Origin of the sequence: Lewinella sp. JB7, assembly GCF_024297185.1 — a bacterium.
Taxonomy (GTDB): domain Bacteria; phylum Bacteroidota; class Bacteroidia; order Chitinophagales; family Saprospiraceae; genus Neolewinella.
In genome coordinates this window covers 325,172-340,390 of the sequence record NZ_JANCTD010000006.1, presented here as the reverse complement: position 1 = coordinate 340,390, position 15,219 = coordinate 325,172, and the positions used below count along the sequence as shown (strand labels likewise).

Annotated in this window: 10 protein-coding genes; 3 read left to right on the top strand and 7 right to left on the bottom strand. The window is 59.9% G+C overall.

All coding sequences use genetic code 11. From position 1 onward, the window contains the following. The gene (locus tag NMA52_RS12965; protein WP_254828110.1) at positions 1 to 2,811 is read left to right on the top strand and encodes a T9SS type A sorting domain-containing protein; all 2,811 of its coding nucleotides are present in this window, start codon (positions 1 to 3) and stop codon (positions 2,809 to 2,811) included. 3 nt (positions 2,812 to 2,814) lie between these two features. Here the strand turns inward: NMA52_RS12965 and mltG are convergent, their stop codons facing one another. The 6 genes from mltG to NMA52_RS12935 form a co-directional block, all read right to left on the bottom strand. Beyond that, on the bottom strand, positions 2,815 to 3,840 hold the full coding sequence (gene mltG, locus NMA52_RS12960; RefSeq protein ID WP_254828109.1) for an endolytic transglycosylase MltG: 1,026 nt from the start codon (positions 3,838 to 3,840) through the stop codon (positions 2,815 to 2,817). A 23-nt stretch (positions 3,841 to 3,863) separates the two neighbouring features. Continuing rightward, positions 3,864 to 4,685 carry a 3-methyl-2-oxobutanoate hydroxymethyltransferase gene (gene panB / locus NMA52_RS12955; protein WP_254828108.1) on the bottom strand — a complete coding sequence of 274 codons (822 nt, stop codon included), beginning with the start codon at positions 4,683 to 4,685 and terminating at the stop codon, positions 3,864 to 3,866. 33 nt (positions 4,686 to 4,718) lie between these two features. After that, entirely contained in the window at positions 4,719 to 7,649 is a 2,931-nt protein-coding gene (locus NMA52_RS12950) for a S8 family serine peptidase (protein WP_254828107.1), read from the bottom strand. 90 nt (positions 7,650 to 7,739) lie between these two features. Beyond that, on the bottom strand, positions 7,740 to 8,246 hold the full coding sequence (locus NMA52_RS12945) for a hypothetical protein (RefSeq protein ID WP_254828106.1): 507 nt from the start codon (positions 8,244 to 8,246) through the stop codon (positions 7,740 to 7,742). A gap of 13 nt (positions 8,247 to 8,259) precedes the next feature. Beyond that, positions 8,260 to 11,058, bottom strand: a complete 2,799-nt coding sequence (locus tag NMA52_RS12940) for a M1 family metallopeptidase (protein WP_254828105.1) — start codon at positions 11,056 to 11,058, stop codon at positions 8,260 to 8,262. Positions 11,059 to 11,069: 11 nt separating this feature from the next. Next, positions 11,070 to 11,552, bottom strand: coding sequence for a cytidine deaminase (locus tag NMA52_RS12935; RefSeq protein WP_254828104.1), 483 nt, complete (start codon positions 11,550 to 11,552; stop codon positions 11,070 to 11,072). Positions 11,553 to 11,665: 113 nt separating this feature from the next. Here NMA52_RS12935 and NMA52_RS12930 point away from each other — a divergent pair, with 113 nt between their 5' ends. After that, positions 11,666 to 12,934: a dicarboxylate/amino acid:cation symporter gene (locus tag NMA52_RS12930; protein WP_254828103.1), complete on the top strand. Its 1,269-nt coding sequence runs from the start codon at positions 11,666 to 11,668 to the stop codon at positions 12,932 to 12,934. A gap of 432 nt (positions 12,935 to 13,366) precedes the next feature. Here NMA52_RS12930 and NMA52_RS12925 read toward each other — a convergent pair whose 3' ends face one another. Next, positions 13,367 to 14,500 (bottom strand): PIN domain-containing protein, encoded by a 1,134-nt coding sequence (locus NMA52_RS12925; RefSeq protein WP_254828102.1) that lies wholly within the window; start codon positions 14,498 to 14,500, stop codon positions 13,367 to 13,369. A gap of 278 nt (positions 14,501 to 14,778) precedes the next feature. On the opposite strand from NMA52_RS12925, the gene NMA52_RS12920 reads away from it, so the two are divergent. Then, a complete protein-coding gene (locus NMA52_RS12920; RefSeq protein ID WP_254828101.1) occupies positions 14,779 to 15,171 on the top strand; it encodes a hypothetical protein in 393 nt (130 codons plus the stop codon). Positions 15,172 to 15,219: the final 48 nt, after the last annotated feature.

Genomic DNA, 15,219 nt, shown 5'->3' with positions numbered 1-15,219 from the left:
ATGCGACACTACCTACTACCCGCCCTGATTTTGCTCGTAACCGGACTGGGCGCCCAGGACTGTTTCTACCAATTGCGCCTGCAGGACAGTGGGGGTGACGGTTACCGGGGAGCCGCGGTCACCGTGACCGTAGCTGGAGTGCCGCGCACCTTTACCCTCGACGCCACGGTGGACGACGGCAGCCGCCGCGACTTCTTCATTCCCGTGAATAACGGCGATGCCGTCAACGTAGGTTACCGGGCGGAAGCCTTCCCCGAAGAGGTGAGCTTCTCCATTTTTGACAACAACGACAGTCTCATCTACCGGGTAGAAGCTCCGGAAACCAATGCCAACCTCACGGCTTTCACCGCGAACTGCCGCGCCTGCGCCCCGCCGCCCCTCTCCTCCATCGAACTGTACCGGGTACGCTACAACTCCGTCGACATCCGTTTTCGCTCGACGCCCGCCGCCGCCGGACCCACTTACCTGATCGAGTACGGACCGGGGGACTTCGATCCCGCCCAGGGGGAGGGCACGCGGGTGACTACCCAGGATACCATGCTACGTATCACCGGTTTAGCGCCGACCACTACCTATACTTTTTACGTATCGACAACGTGCCAGACGCCGGAGGAGACGACCGTACGCCGGGGCCCTTTCCGCATCCGGACGCCGCTGCAAAAAGACATCGGCGTGACCCGCCTGGTGAAGCCGATCGAAAAATGCGCCGGCAGTACCAGCGATTCGGTGACCATCGCGATCACCAACTTCGGGGGAGAGGCCCAGCAGTTTTTCGAAGTCGATTTTACCCTCAACGACGCCCCCAGCGGGGTAAATACCCCCTTCGACGGCATCTACACCGGGGTACTGGGGGTAGACAGCACCAAAAACTTCACCTTTGACGCCATGGCGGACCTCAGCGTTCCCGGCTATTACAACTTTAAGGTCTTCACCAAACTCGAGGGCGACGAGAATCCGGCCAACGACACCCTGGACGTATCGGTGCTCAGCGTACCGGTGATCTCCACCTTTCCCTACGTACAAGGTTTCGAAAGTGGTACGGGCTTCTGGCGGGACGAACGCGCGGGAGCCGGCCCCTCCACGTGGCAGCGGGCCAAACCCGGCAACACCCTGATCGACCGGGCCGGATCGGGAAGCTACGCGTACGTCACCAACGCCCGGGGCGATTACAGCAACGACGAACGCAGCTACCTACGGTCGCCCTGCTTCGACTTTTCCGGCCTGGCCACCGATCCGTTCCTGTCCTTCCTGCTGTACGTGGACACCGAGGAGAACTTCGACCGACTGTTCCTGGAGTCCTCGACCGACGGCGGGAACAGCTGGCAGCGGCTTGACCGCAACCCGACGAGCATCAACTGGTACAACAACGGTCGCGACCGGGTCTGGGACGGTGACGGCGGCTTCGGCGGCGGCTATGCCCTGGTGGGGCAGCAACTCAGCGGACTGAAGGGGGCCGACAAGGTACAACTGCGCTTCGTATTCACCAGCGACGGAGACGGTCAGCGGGAGGGCGTGTCGATCGACGACATCCGGATCACGGCCGGGAACGAAACGGACCTGGCGGCCGTCAGTGCCCGGGTGGCCGGCTACGGGAGCTGCAACGAAACGGGGGATACCCTGCAATTTACCTTCACGGATGTCGGTACCCAGCGGGTGGATAGCGTAACGGTGAGCTACCGCGTCGGAGACGGCGAAGTCAATTCCACCCGCGCCGCCGCGCCGGCCACCCGGGGCGGCCGACGGACCGTAACGTTCGTGGCCGATCTCGGAGTCACCGCCCCGGATCCGGTCACGATCCGCGCCTGGGTGATGGCGGAAGGCGATACGACCCCGGAGAACGACACGACGACGCTGGTCTTTCAACCGGTGCGGGAACTTCCCTTCCTGGTCGACTTCGAGAACGGTCGCCGACCGACGGACTGGCTACTGGACGGAGATCTCGTAATTGCCCGACGCGCGGGCAATCCGTCGGTGACCCTTGCGGACAACCTCTCGGCGCGGGATACGGCCCTGTCCTTTACCACGGCCCGCTACGGCCCGGTGGCCGCGCAGGACTCCCTCCGGTTCTCGCTGGCTCTGACACCGACCACGGACGGAGAACCGGCTGGTGGCACCTTGCGGGTAAGCGCGCTGATGGACTGCGACGACGAGGCGACCGTACTGACGGAGCAAGAACTTACCGCCGGTAGTCAAGAAATCGCGTTGCCGCTTGACTTCGCCGGTGAGAGCGTGCGCTTCCTGGTTGAAGTGGAATGGAGCACCGGAGATTTTTTTGTGGACATCGATGACCTTCGCGTCCGGCGCTGTACCGGCTCCCTCGACATTCGGGTCACGACGGACCCCCCCTCCGGCATCTTTGCCGACGACGGTACGGCCTACCTCACCGTCCGCGGTGGCCTGTCTCCCTACAGCTACGCGTGGAGTACGGGCGACACTACTCAATCGGTGGGTAATCTGAGCGTGGCGGACTACTCCGTGACCGTCACGGACGTGCTGGGCTGTACGAACTCCCGCACGATCTCGATCGATCTGACGGCGGTCGCGACCCAAAACGAAGGCGCACTCCCCGGGCTGGAATTATTTCCTAATCCCACCTCCGATCGAATAGAGGTACGCCTCGCGCTGCAGCAGTCCCGGGAACTGGAAGTGGAAGTGTACGATCCGACCGGCAGGCGCGTGGAGTGGCTACGCTTCGGAACGGGTAATCAGTTGACGGCCACCATCGACCTCGGTAACCGGCCGGCCGGACTGTACTTCATCCGGGTGCGGGCGGGGGAGGAAACGCGGACGGTGCGGGTCGTGCGCCGCTGACGCCTACCGAATGCCCCGGGCCTTCAGGTTAGCGACGTAGATCGCGATGTTGCGGGAATGGCCGGCCAGGGTACTGGCGAAATTGTGGAGGCCGCTACCGTCGCCGCGGGCGCAGAAGTACAGAAAATTGTGTTCCTCCGGCGACAGCACGGCATCGATGCTGCCCGCGCTGCTCATCGTGATGGGGCCGGGGGGCAGGCCCGGGTAGCGGTAAGTATTGTAGGGGCTATCGAATTCGATGTGGCGGTGCAGTACGCGGCCGACGTCGAACTCCCGGGTAGCGAACACCGCCGTCGGGTCGGCCTGCAACGGCATCCCGATGCGCAGGCGGTTGAGGTAGACACCCGCGATGCGGGGGCGCTCCACGGCCTGCAGACTTTCCTTTTCCACGATGCTGGCCAGGGTGTACACTTCCGCGGGGGAAAGACCGACCGCGGCCGCCTTGTCGAGGCGGTCGTTGGCGCGCCAGAAGCGTTCGTGCTCCTTCACCATCCGGGCGACGAACTCGCGCGGGGTGGCATTCCAGTACATCTCGTAGGTATTGGGAATGAACAGCGTCTGAAGCGTCTCGGGGGTATACCCGATACTATCCACGAAAACGGTATCCTGAAACAAGCGCCAGAAGGCCAGACTGTCGGGTTCCAAAAACCGCGCGACCTTGGCCGCTACGTTCATGGGCTCCCGTTCCGTCGTCAGCACTACGTCGACGGTGGCCTGGGCTCCGCTACGCAGCCGGCGGATAAGCCCGATGGCGCTGGTGCCGGGGGGAAGGGAAAAACGACCGGCGCGCATCGGTTCGCGGCGAAAGCGCATACGGTTAGCAAGGGGATCGAAAAAGGTCCGGTTGGGACGGATGCCCCGCACGGCCAGTGAGTCCATCACCTGCTCGTAACTGCTGCCAGTCGGAAACTGCACTACGATCGGCGCTTCGGAATCCTTTGGGACGACGGGGACCACCATAAGCTGGTAGTAGGCGAAGCCGGCCAGGAGTACGATGGCCACCACGAGGAGTGCGATAATTTTCTTCATCTGTTCGGTACGGCCGGGCCGTGCTAGTACTGTTCTTTGTCGTTCGGAAAATCGCCGGCCTTGACGTCGGTTACGTAGCTTTCCGTAGCCGACCTGATCACGTCGAATAGCTCCGCGTACCGCCGTAAGAAACGCGGATGGAAGTCTTTGGTTATCCCCAGCATATCCTGGGTGACGAGCACCTGTCCGTCGCAGTAGGCCCCGCCGCCGATGCCGATGGTGGGAATATCTACGGATTCACTGACGCGGCGGGCCAGTTCGGCCGGTATCTTTTCCAGCACCATCCCGAAGCAGCCGAGCTCGTCGAGCATCTTAGAATCCTTGAGGAGCCGGCGGGCTTCCGCCTCCTGCTTGGCCCGCACGGTGTAGGTGCCGAACTTGTAGATCGACTGGGGGGTCAGGCCGAGGTGCCCCATCACCGGAATGCCCGCGCTCAGGATGCGGCGGATGCTATCCGCCACTTCCTGGCCGCCCTCTAGTTTGACCGCGTGGGCGCCGCTTTCCTTCATGATGCGGATGCTGGACTTGAGGGCCATCTTGCTGTCGCCCTGGTAGGTGCCGAACGGGAGGTCGACGATGACGAGGGCCCGCTGCACTCCCCGCACTACGCTGGCGGCGTGGTAGATCATCTGATCCAGGGTGATGGGCAGCGTGGTTTCGTGGCCCGCCATTACGTTACTCGCCGAATCGCCCACCAGCAGCACGTCGGCACCGCCCGCGTCGAGTATCCGGGCCATGGAATAATCGTAGGCGGTGAGCATGGCGATTTTTTCTCCGGCTTCCTTCATGGCCTGGAGGGTGTGGGTAGTGACCCGCTTGACGTCAATGACCTTATGTACACTCATTGCCCAAAGGTATACCAGGGCGGGGAGATCGTCCTACCACACCAGCAAACGCCTGCTGCCCCGGCTACCATCAGAGACGGTTAGGCGCACGAAGTATACCCCGGGGACTAGGTTGCGTACGGGAAGCCGCAGTTCGCTCGCGGTCGACGGGACCGGGGAAGCAAGCACCCGACGCCCGTCGGCACCGTAGAGCTCAACGCTCAGGACGGTCCAGTCCGCCGGCCAGTCGACGGTAGTGAAACCCGTAGCCGGATTGGGATGCACGCTCCAGCCGTGATCGGTGAGCACTTGGGGAGGGTCCGATACGCAGTCGTCCCCGAAGTAGATCGTCCGGAAACTGCCCGCCGCGCCATCGCATTCACTGGCGATCTGTACCTCGTAGCTGCTGCACAGATCTACGTTGCGGATGGTGGCGCTTATGCCCTCGACCTTCCTTTCGGTATAGTCGGAGGCGGTACGCTCCCGGTACCGCAGCACGTACTTCCCGCCCGGCGCGGCCGAGGCCCCCCAACTCAGGGTGGTGGAATTGTTGGGTTCATCGTAAAGGGCCGCGACCGAATCCGGTGGTGGACAACCGCGGGCGGGCGTCACGTCCAGGCAGTAATCTTCTACCTCCCCCCCGGGGCGCTGCCCGGAGCCCGTCAGGCAGGGTTCCGTATTGACCGCGGAGAACTGCATGATGAGGCGCATCCGCGTCAGGCCGGTCCGGGCTTCCCCGGGGACCGTAATTACACCGGTCGCGGACTGCCCCGGTGCCGCGGATTGCTGCAGGACAAGCTCCTCGGCAGCAAAAATGCCGTCCTGGTTCCAGTCGACGTACAGGTGAAAATCTTCCGTAAAGCTGCTGCTCCGGAAGCCCGGCAGTAAGCGAACCGGGTAGACCCCGCCGGGAACCATGGCTGCCTCGGTCAGGTCACCGAAGTTGGTGTAGGCGCCGGTGCCCCGCTCCGACGCGTGGTTCAGAATGCCGGGAATATGCACCTCCGCAATCCACTCCTGTTCGTTGCGGTACACCGGCGGACTGCAATAACTGATGTCCAGGCACACACCACAGCCCAGTGTTTTTTGCACCAGCCGCCCCGAGAAGGCGGTGCTCTGCGCGGCGCAGTCCGTGCGTACCTGAAACTCATAGTCGCGGCAGTTGCGCAGGTCGCTCACTTCCACCTGTGGGTCGGGAGTAGTAAACTCCGTCCATTCGCCCCCCACGTTGCGGTAGCGGAGGGTGTAAGTATGGGCGGTAAGGAGGGGGGACCATGCGGCCTCGATGCGCCCACCCGACAGCGCTCGGAGCCGAAAATCTTCGGGGATCCGGCAACATCCGGGCGTCTCCACTTCCCGGATGTCGGTCAGCGCCGACCGGTTGCCGTTGCAGTCCGCCCGCAGCTGCAACTCGTAGGGAGTGCAGGACGGCAGTCCGGTGAGCCGGTAGGGGGATACAACTTCAGCTACTTCCGTCCAGGTAGCCGAACCGACGGGGCGGTACCGGAGCACGGTCCGGGTGACCGACGCGACCGAGTTCCAGGAGAGCAGCAGATCGCTAGACGCGTCGTCCGGCGCGGTGATGGTGAACGAAGTGGGTGGGGCACAGCTACCACACCCCGCCATCAGGGCGGTCAGGGCGGCTCCGGCGTCCAGCGATCCGCCGGTGACGGTGATGCCCCGCAGCGCGGACTGGGGCCGCAGGTTGCCGTAGAGCAGATCGCGGACGTAGCGGGCCGCCGCCGCCGGATCGCTGCGCAGCAGTTCGGCGAAGGAGGGGCAGGGGGCGGAATAAAGTAGGCCTAGCGTACCGGTGACGGCCGGTGCGGCGAAGGAAGTTCCGTACACGGGGCCGTATCCGTTGCCCAGTACGGTCGTGTACACCCCTTCCCCGTAAGCCGCCAGGTCCACGGAGAGGGCACCCCGGGCCGCGTCCTTTACCTTATTGTTGTTCATGCCCAGGCTGGTGACGACCACTAGGTACTCGGAAGTACACAGGGCGGGCAGGTCGCCGACTTCGTCCACGTCGATGTCGCTGTTCGGTACGGCGGCTACGTTCAGGATGCCGTGGTGGCCCAGGGAATCATAGATGGCGCACCAGATCGGACTATCGGAGGGAAAGGCGCGGTCACGTCCCCAACTGGCGTTAGTGGCGACGACGTAGGCCCCCTCGCGGCCACCGGTGGCATCGTAGCGCTGGCGGGCTTCGAGGGCGTAGCTGTAGGCCTGGATCACTTCCGATTCGAGGGGGTCGAAGTTGTTGGTGACCGACATCACCTTCACCCGCCAGTTGACGCCCGTGACCCCGATACCGTTGTTGCCGACCGCGCCGATCTGACCCATGACCGGCGTGCCGTGATCGCCGCCCCCGCCCTCGATGTCTTTCGACTCCAGGGCGGTGTTCCAGCCGAAGCGGTCGTCGACGTAACCGTTACGGTCGTCGTCGATGCCGTTATTCGGGATCTCGTCGCGGTTCACCCAGATGTTTTGCTGCAGGTCTTCGTGATCGAAGTCGATGCCGTTGTCAATGGAGGCGACAACGATGGTATCGCCGTTGGCCGTTACGCCCCCGGTCGTGATGTCCCAGGCTTGCTCCAGATTGTAGTCGGCGCCGGCCGTACCGCCGGCCTGACCGGTATTCCGGTGTTGCCACTGCTGCGGATACCGGGGGTCGTCGGGCCTGCGCAGGCGCATGCTCAGCCGGTGATTGAGTTGGGCACTGATGACGGCGGGGTCGTGCGAATACCGGTCGCGCAGGGTGCTTTCGGCGTAGCGGGTCCAGTCGAAATTTACCAGCAGGCTGTTGACGGTGGTGCCCAATCTGCGCCACGCCGTCACTTCGGGCTGACGGTAGGCCCAGGTTTTGGCGTCCACATCGCTACGGAGCTGAACGATGAGTTGTCCCTGTCCGTAATCCAACGTTTGCGCTCCCAACGATACCGCCCCCAGCAGGCAGAACAACAGGATGAAACGGAGTGGATGCATAGCGATCGGTCGGGGTGCGGGAGGCCGGTAAAATAGGACATCGCCGCGCATTGGCGAGTCGGAGTTTACCGTATTGACACCTGCCTTACGCTACTGCGCGCTCAGCTTTCGCGAAGCCAGGCGAACGAAGAATAAGAGCACGAGAAAGATCAGGACCACGTAGCGGACCGGTAAAAGACCGACGTCCGCGACCTGCACCCGGTCGGCCACCCAGAGCAGACCCAGGGCCAGGAGAATGACGGCGAGGAGGCCCGCCAGGCCGCCGAAACCGGGTAGGGACCGCAATTTCACCTGCGTGCGAACGATCAGTACGGTAGCGATCAGACTAATGGGGGGCAGTAGCGACAACACGAGATCGCTCCGCAGTAATCCGCCGTCCCCGTTCAGCAGGGCATACCCGCTCATACCCAGCGAAAGCAGCGCCGGTACGGCCACCAGGTAGAGTAGCGTAGAGTACAGGTAATTCCAGGGGGGGAGGTGGTTTTCTTCCCGGTTCATCGCGCCGAGCAGCAGGGCCGCCAGGGGAAGCAGGGTGAAGTACAGAATCACCGTCGAAGGATGCTCCGCGGCAAAGCGGACGAAGTCGTTGAACGTCATGGGCCAAAGGTAATCAGGGTAAGTCGTCCAGCCACCGCCAGGGCAGCAGGCCGCTCAGATTGAAACGGACGGACAGGCGGTCCAGCAGACTGCCCCGCTCCTCGAGCAGGCGACGGGTTTCCACGTCGGCGGCCAGCGGTAGGTACAGGTGAAAATGGTCGCGAAAGAGGTTGATCGACAGACCCCCCACCCAACGAAATTCATTGGTTGGGTCGCTGCTAAGTGTGGGCCGGAAACCGTACACGCCCGCGTCGAAGTACACACTGACCGGCAACGGAAAGGGAAGATCTCCGTCCACATTGACGGCCCCCAGATAATTGTTGCTGCGTCCAAAATTAAAGGCCGGCGAGATCGGAGCCCGGAAGCCCCCCTGCCGCCGTTCGATCTGCTGTTCGTAGCCCCCGTCCTGGTTGCGACCGAAGTAGAGGTCGTCGTAGCGGTAGTCACTGGCGGCATTATCGACCAGCGAGAGGCTGTAGGCCGGCGAAGTGTTCCGGTCCCGCGCGTCGTGGTGGAGGAAGTACCCCCCGAAGAACCGCCACCTCAGAAACTTCTTCCGCCGGTACTGGTACCCCCCCGTCAGGGTACCCTCCAACCGCAGATAATCGGCCTCGGTAAAGTTCCGCCGGTCCCCGTTGCGGTACTCCACCCGCAGGCCGTAGGCGAGGGGATTAATCGCCCGCTCGAGCACGCTGCGGTAGCCTACGCCCACGAAATTGGTCTGTAAGTGAATGGGGTCGAGCAGTTGCCCGTCCGCACCGAAGGTGGGGCGGGTTTGCCGCAGGTGGATCAGCTGCGTATAGAAGCTGCTTTCCCGGCGGTCGATGGCGGGGTGCTGCAGGAAGAATTCCGACTTCACCGCACTTCGCGTGTATCCGTAACGAAGATCGAGTTCGCGCAGGCGTATCGCGGGCGGCCGGAAGTCAGTGAACCGTTGTACGCCCGCGCCCACCACTACGCGCTGCAGCCACGGCAACGGACGGGTGATGCGGTATCTCCCCCCCGCGAATCCCGCCAGTTTCTTACTGCCGAAGCCGTACAGGGGGGCCAGCAGGAACTCAAACCGCCGGGGCTCCAGCGTGCGGTTGTGCAGCGCCAGACCCAGCAGGGCCCCGTCGTTGGCGTTGAAGCCGGCCAGCGGGCTTACGAAGAGGGCGGGCCGCTCGCTCTCCTGGTCGGTCACCAGTCCGATGGTGGGTAGTCTTCCGTTCCCGGCCGGGACCCGCCGCCGGGCCCGGGCATTGAAGGTGCCGCGGTCGGTGGTGGTCAGGGCATCGTGCAGGTAGTCCCCGCGACCCGTGGCTTCGTCCATGACGGACAGGAAGTCTTGCGGCTGCGGATGACGGAATTTCCACGTCTCGTAGTACGTGCGGAAGGCGGCATCCAGTCGTTCCGGGCCTAGTTCCCGCTCCAGTTCGCGCAGCAGGAGGGCCGGTTTGCTGTAGGCGGAGATCCAGTAATTCATTTCACCGAGGCTGTCGCTGCGGGTATCGGGCGCCTGGTCCTTTCCCAGCCGGGCGGCCAGCCGGTAACCGAGGGCGTTCACGTCGGTGTCGCGCCCCGGAATGATCTGGATGCGCCCGCTGCGTTCGGGGTAAAATTGCCGGGTGTACCGCTCCTCGTAGTAGGAGTTGAGCCCCTCGTCCATCCAGGCGTGGTCGCGTTCGTTGCTCCCCAGGATGCCGTAGAACCAGTTGTGGCCGATCTCGTGGGCCAGGACTTCGTCGAGGGCGTAGCTACTGCCACTTCGTCCGATCACCGTGATCATCGGGTATTCCATGCCGGCTCCTGCGCTAAGCGCCGATTGCACCCCCGTGACCTGCGGGTAGGGGTAGGGACCCACGTGTTCGGAGTAGAAGCGCGTAGCGCGTTTGAGGTAGTGGGGGGCGTTTTTCCAGAGGTTCGCTTCCGTTTCCGTGAAGAAGGCCCATACGTCGACCGGTTCGTGCGGGCGGGAACGCAGGAGCAACGTGTCGTGGAGAACAGCAAACCGCTTGTCGGCAAACCAGGCAAAATCGTGGACCCCGCGGGCGGTGTAGGTGAGGGTTTTGGTGGCTTCCGCCGATGGGGGGAAGGCTTGGTTAACGTAACCGGCAGCGGTCGCCTCCCCATTGGACATGCCCGCGGCGGTGCGTTCGGCGCGTTCGAGTAGCCACCGACGCTCGGCGGCTTCCTGCAGTTCGCCCGTGGCGGCGACCACGTAGTTCTCCGGTACCGTGACCGACACCCGGAAGTCGCCGAACTCCCCGTAAAATTCGCCCTGGTCGAGGTAGGGCATCGGGTGCCAGCCGTCGCGGTCGAATACGGCGGGTTTGGGGTACCACTGGGTTATCTGGTAGGATTCCCCAACGCGCCCGAGCCGGCTGAAACTTTCGGGGATCTTCACCCGGAAGGGGGTAGTGACGACGATGCTGTCACCGGGCGGCAGTAATTCCGGGAGGAGCAGGACGCCGATGTCTGGGTCGCGGGTGAACGTAAAGGTGGCGTCCTGGTCGTCGACGCGGAAGTCCAGGCTGTCCAGATCACCGCGTTCCGGGTCGGTGGAAAAGTGAAAGCGGGTACTGCCATTGCGCAGCTGCTGGCGGGCGAAGGCCGACCGATCACTGCCGTACGCCCGGGGCCAGAGGTGAAAGACGATGGAATCCAGGGCAACGGGTGCCCGGTTGGTGTAGGTAAGCCGGAGGAAGCACTGCAGTTCGTGCCGGCGGTCGTCGAGGCTGGCCCGGATGTCGTAGCTCACCTCCTGCTGAAAGTAGTCGCCGGATTGCGCGCGGAGCACCACGGATAGCAGGAGCAGTAGCAGAATTCGCATGGGGGAAATGATTAGAGCAGTTCGCCGCTGAAGCCGAAGGGGAGCAGATCGCTGGCCCGGTCGAATACGTAGGTAGGGCCGGTCTCCGCCCGGAGAATCAGGCGCAGTTGGTGGCCGAACCGGCTTTCGTGCTCGCTGAGGATTTGCCGGCAACTCCCGCAGGGGCTGGCGGGGGCGCTCAGTATCCTGCCCGGGGCCTTTACCGTTACGGCCATACTCACCACCGGCATACCCGGTTTTAGGGACGCGGCGGCGGCCAGGGCGTTGGGTTCGGCGCAGATGCACATGGGGTAGGCGGCATTCTCGATGTTCGCGCCGGTGACTATGGTGCCGTCCCGGAGGCGGGCCGCGGCCGCTACCCGGAAGTTGGAGTAGGGGGCGTAGCTGGTGGGCAGGGCGGTGGTGGCGGCGTCGAGGAGTTCGCGGTCGGCCGCCGGAAGGTCGGCGGGATCCGGGAATTCGGTGTAGGAAACGGTAAGTTGCTTCTGGTTCATGGTGGGGCGGAAGAGCGGGCTAAGCTACGCAAAGCGGGGCGGACCGGGGGCAGTGAGAACAAGTGATAAATGGGTCAGGATAATAGTAGCTTTACCTCCATCACCTAAAGTATATGCGGCACCTGGCGCTCCACTGGAAGATCATTATCGGTATGGTACTGGGCGTAGTCTTCGGCTTCGTCGCCAGTGCAATCGGCGCGACGGACTTCGTCGTAGACTGGATCAAACCCTTCGGCATCATCTTCATCAACGCGCTGAAGCTGATCGCCATTCCGCTCATCATTGCCTCCCTCATCAAGGGAATCAGCGACCTGCAGGACATCTCCCAACTCTCACGAATCGGCGGCCGCACGCTGGGCCTCTTCCTGGTAACGACCGTAACCGCGGTGATCGTAGGCCTGGGCATCGTCAATCTGGTGAATCCGGGCCGCGTCGTTTCCCCGGAAACGCGGGAGAAACTCCTGGCCGCCTATGCCAACGACGCCAGTCAGCGGATCGAGATCGCTACCTCCCAGGCCGACCAGGGGCCGCTGCGCTTCCTGGTGGACCTGGTGCCGGACAATATCGTCGGCGCGGCTGCCTACAACGGCAACATGCTGCAGGTGATCTTCTTCGTCGTCTTTTTCGGTATCGGTCTCATCCTGATTCCCCCCGACAAGGCGCGGCCCGTCAAGGCGTTTTTCGACAGCGTGAACGACGTGGTCCTCAAGTTGATCGATCTGCTGATGGCCACCGCGCCCTACGCCGTATTTGCCCTGCTGGCGGCCCTGGTGGTGGAAGCCCCGAGTGCCGATCTGTTCGCGGCCCTGCTGTCGTACAGCCTCTGCGTACTGCTGGGCTTGGGCGTGCTGGTGATGGTGCTTTATCCCCTGCTGGTCCGTCTGCTAACGGGTGTCAGTTACGGGGCGTTCTTTCGCGGCATCGCGCCGGTGCAGTTGCTGGCCTTCAGCACCAGTTCCAGCGCCGCGACCCTGCCCGTGACGCTGGAGCAAACCACTAAACACCTGGGGGTGCCCAAGGAGATTGCCAGTTTCGTACTGCCCATCGGCGCGACCGTCAACATGGACGGCACGAGCCTGCACCAGTCGGTCGCCGCCGTCTTCGTCGCCCAGGTTTTCGGCCTCGAGCTTGACCTGGCCACCCAACTCGGGATCATCATAACGGCCAGTATGGCGTCGATCGGCGCGGCCGCCGTGCCGAGTGCGGGCATCGTGATGTTGGTCATCGTCCTCGGACAGGCGGGCATCCCCGTGGAGGGCATCGCCCTGATCTTCGCCGTCGATCGCCCCCTGGATATGTGCCGCACCATTGCCAACGTGACCGGTGATGCGTCGGTAGCGATGGTGGTCGCTAAGTCGGTGGGGAAGCTGGAGCGCGTCTAAGAGTGTTCTATTGGCTATCGGAAGGTAGCTTATCGACTTGGCTACCAAATGGCCATAGTATAGGGTTATCCAGTAATACTAAATTCATTGGGCGAAGGGCCCTTTGATCAACTACTTCCCGGCCTTTACCCCTGAACACCGTCGATTATTTTGAGCAAGGCACGCTCAGTGCATCGTGTTCAGTTCTTGCATCCGCTTGGTGAATCGAATGCGCTTTTTTATCACATGATGTTAAGCTTCTTCCGCAAAGCGTGGATGGCACCTTAGAATCTTTTCTATAGTACAGCGCGATTGAATGTAATAGTCAAGAGTTTTAATGGGGGTGCGGAACATTTGTAAATATGGTGCCACAAAGGTTAGGTCTAAAACTCTTAGATATGCTTACAGAGGCTATTGTATTTTGTTCTAATATTGAACGCTGTATAACCAGTTTTATATACTAACCGGTGTAGTTGAACCATCATAATTGATTATGTTCATATAAAGTAAATTGAACCTGTCGTCTATGATAGAAATTTCACTCGAATGGACGTCATAATTAAATTCCAGCCATACACCAACTTCAAAGTTGTTAGCTCCTGAATGGGATTTAATATCCCCGGGATACTTCTCCTTTCGGACCGTTCCACCATAATTGCCCAATTCATAATCCCTAGTATTACGATCTTCATGAACTTCGGTGGGGAGGTAATATTGAATGACGGCGCGATCTACATACACCCGAGCAACACCATCTGTTATTTTAGATACAGTTGCGCGTTCCAAGTGGATATTTTTTATTTCCGGCAAGAATACATCAGTGCCAGTAAATTTTTTATCGTGACTAAATGCGCTGACGGTATAACTAAGAATTTCGGGCGAAAAGCTCTTGATAATCTGCTCCTCAACCTCCTCGTGATGCTTGCCGAATGCAGCAGCAACTTTTTCAGGATCTAGTACTGCTTGAGCAACTTTATCAGCCAAATTTATCAACGAGTCTAAGTCCATTGTAGGTATTACCATATCTTCCCTGACACCAAGCAAATCTGGATCCGTAGTCAGTAGATATGCTTTCCCTTTGCGCTTCCGGCAATCAGCTAGTATAGTTTCCAGTATAAATGCATCGGGAAACTGATGTTTTTTTCGCCCAATGCCAAATGGTCGTTGACCTTTGAAATACCTATCAAAGACCATGTCAACACTTGATTTACTAACTTCTACGCACTCAATATCATATTTATCAAATAACCGCGAGAACTCATCCCTTATTTCTTTGAGATAGGCTGGAACGTCAAGCTCATTGTCTTGCTGCAGAGTGTCCAGTAAGGGTGAGGCTGGTAATACTTTTACCTTGCTAGAAAATGCCTGAGTTCTCCTCTTGCGTAATTCAAGCACATCGGTAATCTCTCGGTGTGCCCGGTGTAATACCTCATCAACTACGAGGCTTACCAGTTTAATCGAAAAATTATTGTCTTTAGCTAATTCAGCTAATTTTATAAATTTGGGACTTTGCAAGTATTTTTCTTTTATCACAAAGGATGAATCAAGAAAAATCACCTCTGCCTCTAAGGTGGTGGTCAGTGTCATATAATCGGTATTATTTTTAAGTAAAAATAGCTGAAGCGAATATAGTCAACATAACCAACTAAAAGTATCTTTTCGCACTGTTTTAACACTTTTAGTTTGTGATTAATGTGTGCCACCCTACTTTGATTGTAACGCGTTCTTATGATATAATTGCTGAGACTACGATTAACGAAACCTCCTGAGACACTCTTTGGTATCATGCTTCTTAGCGAAACGGACAAAAGGTACATCTTATATCAGTGCTGGTAAGTCAATTTGCCTGCTCAAAATGCAATAGAATGTATAGTAAAAATTTGTGGCACCTGACACTCATCTACCTTCTACTTCTGAACATACTTTGTTGTAATCCAAAATGTGTAAAGGAAGAAGTGGTGACCTTCTTTGATAATGAGTTGTCAATAATCGAGGAGAATCTTGGGCCAGATTATATAATTGGGGGAAGGTCAATGATAGCGGTTTTCACACTTCAAGAAGTTACTGGCATCCAATCATCAGTTCGCTTCGGGGACACTTCTGTATATCCAGGTTTTGATGGTTTCAACAATGATAAATTGAAATGGATGAGGTGGTTAGATGAAAATGGCTGCGAGTTAAGTATATACCACGTCGAATCCATATTAGAAAAAGTTAAGGCTGAGCACCCGTACTTGATATCTTCCCTTGCCCAGTAAATAGGCGAACACCGTCCTGATTTAGATTGGAAGAACAGTAGCCGGCAA

Coding starts and splice junctions, on each gene's coding strand:
- NMA52_RS12920 (WP_254828101.1), top strand. CDS start 14,779: ATGTATAGTAAAAATTTGTGGCACCTGACACTCATCTACCTTCTACTT.
- mltG (WP_254828109.1), bottom strand. CDS start 3,840: ATGAAGAAAATTATCGCACTCCTCGTGGTGGCCATCGTACTCCTGGCC.
- NMA52_RS12930 (WP_254828103.1), top strand. CDS start 11,666: ATGCGGCACCTGGCGCTCCACTGGAAGATCATTATCGGTATGGTACTG.
- NMA52_RS12950 (WP_254828107.1), bottom strand. CDS start 7,649: ATGCATCCACTCCGTTTCATCCTGTTGTTCTGCCTGCTGGGGGCGGTA.
- NMA52_RS12935 (WP_254828104.1), bottom strand. CDS start 11,552: ATGAACCAGAAGCAACTTACCGTTTCCTACACCGAATTCCCGGATCCC.
- NMA52_RS12945 (WP_254828106.1), bottom strand. CDS start 8,246: ATGACGTTCAACGACTTCGTCCGCTTTGCCGCGGAGCATCCTTCGACG.
- NMA52_RS12925 (WP_254828102.1), bottom strand. CDS start 14,500: ATGACACTGACCACCACCTTAGAGGCAGAGGTGATTTTTCTTGATTCA.
- panB (WP_254828108.1), bottom strand. CDS start 4,685: ATGAGTGTACATAAGGTCATTGACGTCAAGCGGGTCACTACCCACACC.
- NMA52_RS12940 (WP_254828105.1), bottom strand. CDS start 11,058: ATGCGAATTCTGCTACTGCTCCTGCTATCCGTGGTGCTCCGCGCGCAA.
- NMA52_RS12965 (WP_254828110.1), top strand. CDS start 1: ATGCGACACTACCTACTACCCGCCCTGATTTTGCTCGTAACCGGACTG.